General features: G+C 74.6%; 6 protein-coding genes. All 6 read left to right on the forward strand.

Going from position 1 to position 6,950, the window contains the following annotated elements; all coding sequences use genetic code 11:
- Nucleotides 1-143: 143 nt before the first annotated feature.
- Nucleotides 144-1,277 (forward strand): hypothetical protein, encoded by a 1,134-nt coding sequence (locus Sya03_RS08535; protein WP_203937631.1) that lies wholly within the window; start codon nucleotides 144-146, stop codon nucleotides 1,275-1,277.
- The gene (locus Sya03_RS08540; protein ID WP_203937632.1) at nucleotides 1,264-3,906 is read left to right on the forward strand and encodes a nitrate- and nitrite sensing domain-containing protein; all 2,643 of its coding nucleotides are present in this window, start codon (nucleotides 1,264-1,266) and stop codon (nucleotides 3,904-3,906) included. The genes Sya03_RS08535 and Sya03_RS08540 overlap by 14 nt, the downstream gene beginning before the upstream one ends.
- Nucleotides 3,903-4,367 carry a roadblock/LC7 domain-containing protein gene (locus tag Sya03_RS08545; RefSeq protein WP_203937633.1) on the forward strand — a complete coding sequence of 155 codons (465 nt, stop codon included), beginning with the start codon at nucleotides 3,903-3,905 and terminating at the stop codon, nucleotides 4,365-4,367. The genes Sya03_RS08540 and Sya03_RS08545 overlap by 4 nt, the downstream gene beginning before the upstream one ends.
- A complete protein-coding gene (locus Sya03_RS08550) occupies nucleotides 4,364-4,816 on the forward strand; it encodes a DUF742 domain-containing protein (protein WP_203937634.1) in 453 nt (150 codons plus the stop codon). Before Sya03_RS08545 ends, Sya03_RS08550 begins: the two co-directional genes overlap by 4 nt.
- Before the next feature lie 451 nt (nucleotides 4,817-5,267).
- A complete protein-coding gene (locus Sya03_RS08555) occupies nucleotides 5,268-5,885 on the forward strand; it encodes a GTP-binding protein (RefSeq protein WP_203937671.1) in 618 nt (205 codons plus the stop codon).
- 84 nt (nucleotides 5,886-5,969) lie between these two features.
- A partial coding sequence (locus tag Sya03_RS08560; protein WP_203937635.1) for a hypothetical protein occupies nucleotides 5,970-6,950 on the forward strand: 981 nt, incomplete at its 3' end.

Raw genomic sequence — 6,950 nt, forward strand, 5'->3', positions numbered from 1 at the left:
TTCAGCCGGGCAAAGTTGGGCCGTCGGAAAGGGGCCGCCGAGAATCTTTCTCGGATAGATTGACTCGGATCGGTGCGCGACGCGGTCACTGTGGGTGATCGCCGATCGGGGCACAGAATGTGCGATTCGGCGGAGGCAGGCACATGTCAGGCACGGTGGAGGACCGGCGGGGCCGGGTTCGCTCCGCTCTCGCGGCTCTCGTGGTGGTGGCCCTGCTCGTCCCGACCGGCATGCTGTTCCTGCAGCTGCGGCAGGCGACCGCCGACGACCTCGACCAGTCCCGCGGCGAGCGCGACGCGATCACATACATCACCCGGCTGATGCCGCTGCTCACGGCGCTCACCGACGTGCAGAGCACCGCCCTGCAGGGCCGCGGCGCCACGTCGCCCGCCCTCGACCAGGCCGTCGCCGCCGTCACCGAGGCCGACCAGCAGCTCGGCGCCGACCTCGGCACCCGCGAGCGGTGGGCGGGCCTGCGCCGCACCATCACCGGCCTCGCCGAGGCCCCCGCCGGCGACCCGGCCCAGACCCTCCAGGCACACCTGGAGAGCACCGACCTGCTGCTCGCGCTGTTCGACGCCGTCCGCGACAACTCGGGCCTCGACCGCGACCCCGACAGCGACATCTCCCACCTGCAGCAGGCCGTCGCCGTCGACCTGCCGGAGGCCATCGTCTACGGCACCCGCGCCTCCGACCTCGCGCTGGTGCTGCCCAACCTGCCCTCCGGCATCGTCAAGACGCAGGTCGGCACCGGCCTCGCGGCGGCCACCGCCGGCACCGAGCTCGCCGTCAACCGGCTCACCGACAACCTGCAGCGGGCCGTCGACGACACCGCCAGCCGCACCCTCAGCAGCAGCCTGCTCGGCGCGCTCGACCGGTTCCGCCGCGGCGTCGAGGCGCTGGTGCAGGCCACCGCCGCCCCCACCCCCAGCGCGGCCGCCCTCACCGCCGCGCGCGGCGACCTCACCCAGGGCCTCAACGGCCTGAGCGGCACCATCCTCACCGAGACCGGCCAGCTGCTCCGGACCCGCATCGACGACCTGGAGAACGACCGGCTCACCCAGTACGCCGTCGCCGGCGGCGCGGTGCTGCTCGCCCTGCTCGGGCTGGTCATCCTGTTCGCCCGCCGGCGCCGCACGGCGATCCCCGCCCCGGCGCGCCCGCGCGGCAGCGGCTCGCCCGACGGGCGCCCCGACGAACTCCGCGCCGACCTGCTGGCCGCGTACACGGCCGACGGCGACCCGACACGCAGGGAGCGGTCCGGTGCACTTCGGTAGGTTCCGCATCCTCGGCAAGCTGACGCTGCTCGTCCTCGTCCCGCTGCTCGGCGTCGTCGCGCTCACCGTGCCGATCGTCGTCAACCGGGTCGACGCCGCCCGGCAGGCCCAGCGCACCGCCGACGCCGTCGAGCTGGCCGGCGAGGTCGGCTCCGCGCTGCAGGAGCTCCAGGAGGAGCGCCTGCTGTCCATCGGCTACCTGTTCGGCCTCGTGCAGCGTCCCGAACTCGTCGTGCAGAGCGCCAAGGTCGACGACCGCATCGACCGCCTCCACCGCCTCGACCAGGAGCTTTCGCCCCAGCTGCGGCAGGCCCTCGAGTGGGTCGGCAACCTCGACCGCACCCGCGAGCAGGTGCTGGCGCGCAAGGCCCGGCCCGACTTCATCATCAACGACTTCACCAACGTCGTCACGCCCATCATCGACGCGCTGGGGCTGACCCGGCAGGCCGACCTCACCACCGCCGCCGGGCGGCAGGTCTTCGCGCTCGACTCCGTGCTGCGCACCGACGACATGATCAGCCAGGCGTCCGGCCTGCTCACCAGCGCCGTCGTCACCAAGGAACCCGGCTTCGTCGGGCTGTTCTCGCAGAAGCTCGTCGAGCTGCAGGTCGTCGTCATCCGGTTCGGCAGCTTCGCCACCGTCCCGCAGACCGAGCTGTACCTGCTCGCGCAGGAGTCGTTCATCTCCCGCGCCGGCCGCGACTTCTTCACCATCGCCGCCACCGACCCCGCCCGCGCCGTGCAGACGCTCAACGTCCAGTCGCTGTTCCCGTCGCTGCGGTCCGTCATCGTGCTCGGCCGGTTCCTGGAGAACCGCATCGAGGCGGACGTGACCGCCGCCGTCACCGACGCCCGCACCACCGCGACGCGCACCGCGTACACCGTCTCCGGGCTGTCCATCGCCCTGCTGGTGCTGGTGTTCGGCCTGTCGATCCTCATGGCCCGCGCGGTCGCCCGGCCGCTGCAGCGCCTCACCGTCTCCGCCGACCGCATCGCCCGGGCCGCCGGCACGGAGCTGGAACGCGTCGCCGACGACGACGCCGCCGACGCCGTCCGGCCGATCCGGCTCGACCCCGTCGACGTCCAGGCGCGCGACGAGATCGGCGACCTCGCCCGGGCGTTCGAACGGGTCCAGGCCACCGCCGTGCAGCTGGTCGAGCGGCAGATCGCCGGCCGGCGCAACGTCGCGCAGATGTTCGGCCACGTCGGCCGCCGCACGCAGAACCTCGTCGGCCGCCAGCTCAGCCTCATCGACGCCCTCGAACGCCGCGAGACCGACGCCGACCGCCTCGGCGAGCTGTACCGGCTCGACCACATGTCCAGCCGCCTGCGCCGCAACGCCAGCAGCCTCGTCGTGCTGTCCGGCGGCGCCGGCGCCAACGAGTACATGGAGCCGCTGCCGCTGGCCGAGGTCGTCCGCCTCGCCCTCGGCGAGATCGAGGACTACACCCGCGTCGACGTGGAGGTCCCCGAGGACCTCGTCGTCATGCCCGCCCTCGTCGCCGACCTCACCCTGCTGCTCGCCGAGCTGATGGAGAACGCCACCTCGTTCTCGCCGCCGCACACCCGGGTCACCGTGGCCGCCGCCGGCGGCGCGTCCGGCGGCGCCCGGCTCGCCGTCGTCGACCACGGCCTCGGCCTGCCCGCCGAGCGCCTCGCCGAGGAGAACGCCCGGCTGGCCCGCCGCGAACGCCTCGACCTGGCGCCCACCGAGGTGCTCGGCCTGTTCGTCGTCGGCCGCCTCGCCCGCCGCCACGGCCTGACCGTCAACCTCACCGACACCCCCGACGGCGGCCTCACCGCCTGGGTCGAGCTGTCGCCCGAGCACCTGCTCACCCGGCCCGAGAGCTTGCCCGCCCGCGGCCCCGCCGGGGCCGGCGCCACCGAGATGACCCCGCTCATCGCCGGCGCCGCCGCCCGGTCCGTGCCCGGCAGCGCCCAGCCGTTCGACCCGGTCGCCCTCAGCCGCGCCACCCGCACCCTGGAGGCCGGCCGGTCCTGGAACGCGTTCCAGCCGCTGCGCCGCGCCGAACCGCAACCCGCCGTCGTCGACGCCGAGTCGTGGAGCGAGCCGGCCCTCGACGTCGCGTTCGACGTGCCCGTCGCGCCCGACTCCCCCGGCTACGTCGTCGAGGTGCCGCGCCAGCGCAACGTGCCGTCCTACCTGGACGAGCCCGCCGACCTGCCGCAGCGCCGCGCCGCCACCGCGCACAACGGCCTGCGCCGCCGGGTGCCCGGCGCGCACGTGCCCGAGCAGCGCCAGCCGCGGGTCGCCATCAACCCGCCCTCCGCCGCCGACGCCGTCGCCGCCCGCGACCTCGTCGAATCCATCGAGGCCGGCGTCACCCGCGCGCAGTGGGACGTCGTCGAGCACGAGGTCGACTGGGTGCCCGTGGACCCGGCCGCCGTGCCGCAGTCCCCCGCCCCCGACGAGGCGCCCAAGCTGATGCGCCGCACCCCCGGCGCCACGCTGCCGGACATGCCCCCGCCGGCCCGGACGGCAGCGCCGCCGTCACCGCCGCAGCAGCTCGACCCGGACGAGGCCCGGGCGATGATCGAGCAGTTCGAGTACGGAGTCGCGATGGCCATGCGCGACGCCCAGCCACAACCCGAGGGACAGCCCAGATGACGATGCCCTACTCCACGGACACCCAGCCGCAGCGCGGTGGCGCGCAGCTCAGCGCGGAGGCGAAAACCTTCAACTGGCTGCTGGACTCGTTCACCACCGGCACGGCCGGCGTCGTCGAGGCGATCGCGGTCTCCTCGGACGGGCTGCTGATGGCCATGTCGTCCATCAAGGACCGGGCCAACGCCGAACGCCTCGCCGCCGTCGTGTCCGGCCTGACCAGCCTCGCCGGCGGCGCCGCCAGCTGGTACGCGCTCGGCGGCCTCAACCGCGTCATCATCGACATGGCCGACGGGTACCTGCTGGTCACGTCCATCAGCGCCGGCTCGGTCCTCGGCGTCATCGCCGACCGCACCGCCAACCTCGGCACCCTGGCGTACGAGATGACCCTCTTCGCCACCCGCGCCGGCGGGGCACTCAGCCCGCGCCTCATCGCCGAACTGAAGAACGCCGTCCAGTCATGAGACCGCCGGCCGACCCGGGCGCCCCGGACCCGGCCGGCGTGCCGGGCGTCCGGCCGTACCTGACCGGCCGGCCCCCGGGCGGACGCCGCGCGATCGCCGGCCCACCGGCCGACGCCCCCGAACCCCCCGCGCTGCGCCCCTTCGTCATCACCGCCGGCCGCGTCAACGCCGCCGACCCCGACATCGGCATGGAAACCCAGGTCACCCGCCACCCCGGCGCCCTGCCCGCCCCCCTGCCACCCGAGTCGCGGGCCATCGTGGCGCTGTGCGAACGGCCGCTGTCCGTCGCGGAGATCTCGGCGAAACTGCGGATGCACCTCGGCGTGACCCGCATCCTCGTCGGCGACCTGCGCGCCGCCGGCCAGCTGGACGTCCACGTGATCAGCAGCGACTTTCCCGACCCCGAGACCATCATGCGAGTGATTCGTGGACTTCGTGCCATTTCATGACCGGGCCGTGGGCACCGCCCGGGTACCGGACCAGCCCGACCACGGCACCCCGCCCGAACCCACCTCCCCCGCGGCCTACGGCTCCCCGGCCGCCTACGGCTCCCCGGCCGCCTACGGCTCCCCCGCCGCTTACGGCTCCACCCCCGCGTATGGCTCCACCCCCGCTTCCTCCGGCGATCGCGCTCCCTCCGCCTACGGCTACGGCGACCCGGCCTCCTCCTCTTCCGCCTACGGCGAGCCCGCCGCCTCGACCTACGGCGGCCCGGCCGCTTCCTCCTTCGGGGCCCCCACCTCCGGCGAGCCCGCCGCCTCCGCCTACGGCGAGCCCGCCACCTCGGCCCACGGCGGGTCCGGCGCGGGTCATTACGGCGGCGGGTCCAGCCATGGCCCCTCCACCCACGGCGGAAGCGGGACCGGCTACGGCGGCGCCGCCATGCCGAACACGGGCCCCATGCCGATGGCCGGGCGGCACGCCGCCCCGCCCCCGCCGCCGTCCCCGGTGACCGCACCCCCGCTCCCCGTCAAGATCATCGTGGCGGGCGGGTTCGGCGTCGGGAAGACCACCACCGTGCGCGCCATATCCGAGATCGCCCCGCTCACCACCGAGGCGGAGATGACCACGGCCGGCATCGGCGTCGACGAGCCCGGCGAGGCCTCCGGCAAGACCACCACCACGATCGCGATGGACTTCGGCTGCGTCACGATCGACCAGAGCCTCAAGCTGTACCTGTTCGGCACGCCGGGCCAGTCGCGGTTCGCGTTCATGTGGGACGACCTGATCAAGGGCGCCCTGGGCGCGCTCGTCGTCGTGGACACCTCCCGCCTCGACGACTGCTACCCGGCCGTGGACTACTTCGAGCGGGCCGGCCTGCCGTTCGTGGTGGGCATCAACACGTTCCACGGGCAGCTCGGCTACAACATCGACGAGGTGCGGTGGGCGCTCGCGGTGAGCGACCATGTGCCCGTGCTGGCGTTCGACGCCCGGTTCCGGGCCAGTGTCCGGGACGCCCTGCTTGTCGTCCTCGATCAGGCGCTGGATCGGGCCATCACGATGAAAGCGGCCACGTAGCGATGCGGTTTGTCCGCCTCGTCCGGCAGACTTTTGCGGCGTGGCACCATCGGCAGGCAGAGTGGTGAGCGGGAGGTTGCTGACGTGCGTGGTGGACTGGACGACGCGCTCGAGCGGTTGGCGCGCCGCGACGAGCTGCGCCGGCGCACCTCCCCCGACAGCAGCACCCCGCCGGCGGTAACGGAACTGGCCGAGGCCGTCGCCGCCGTCGTCGCCCGCCACCCCGAGCTGGCCATCACGATGGGCGTGGAGGGCGCGGGCCCGCCCACCCTGCTGCGGGTGGCGTTCGAGGACGGCACCGTGCACGTCAGCGCCGAGAACCCGGCGGTCACCGCGGGCCCCGGCTACGACGCCCCGGACGAGGCCGACGCGGAGATCCTGGACGACGACGTGGTCGAGGTGGACGAGGCCATTCTCGTCGACGACGACCCGTTCCTGGCGCCGCCGACCCGGTCGCACACCTCGCCGTTCGTGGCGCCGCGGCAGGACGCGGCCTCCACCGCACCGTCGGCGCACGGCGGGCAGTCGGCCGAGGCCGGGAGCCCGACGCACGGCCGGCCGTCGACCCACGCCGGGACCTCGGCCTACGCCGGATCCTCGCCCCACACCACGTTCCCGGACTACGCCGCCGCGTCGGCCTCAGGCCCGGCGTCGGACTACCCCGCACCCCCGGACTACGCCGCGCCCACGCCCTCGGCCCACGCCGGGCCGTCCCCCTACACCGTGCCGCCGGCCCACGACGCCTCCCCCAGCCAGCCGCACGTCGCGCCCGCGCAGCGGTCGGCGGCGTCGTGGGAGGAGACCACCGCGTTCGCGCCGACGGGTGGGGCGTCGCGGTTCGACGAGCAGCAGGCGCCGTTCAAGGCGGACTTCGAGAAGACGCGCGTGTTCTTCCCGGGCGACGCCGGCGGCGCGCACCGCAGCACGATGGCCGACGACCCGGTCGCGTTCGGCCGCCCGGCCCCGACCCAGCCGCCGACCCCGACCCAGGCCCCGACCCAGGCCCCGACCCAGGCCCCGACCCAGGCCCCGACCCAGGCACCGACCCAGGCCCCGACCCAGGCA

The organism is Spirilliplanes yamanashiensis, assembly GCF_016863475.1.
GTDB classification, from domain to species: domain Bacteria; phylum Actinomycetota; class Actinomycetes; order Mycobacteriales; family Micromonosporaceae; genus Spirilliplanes; species Spirilliplanes yamanashiensis.

Bases quoted from the DNA above. Each gene is read 5' to 3' on its own strand.
- Sya03_RS08555 (WP_203937671.1), top strand. From the start codon at position 5,268: ATGCCGATGGCCGGGCGGCACGCCGCCCCGCCCCCGCCGCCGTCCCCG.
- Sya03_RS08545 (WP_203937633.1), top strand. From the start codon at position 3,903: ATGACGATGCCCTACTCCACGGACACCCAGCCGCAGCGCGGTGGCGCG.
- Sya03_RS08535 (WP_203937631.1), top strand. From the start codon at position 144: ATGTCAGGCACGGTGGAGGACCGGCGGGGCCGGGTTCGCTCCGCTCTC.
- Sya03_RS08550 (WP_203937634.1), top strand. From the start codon at position 4,364: ATGAGACCGCCGGCCGACCCGGGCGCCCCGGACCCGGCCGGCGTGCCG.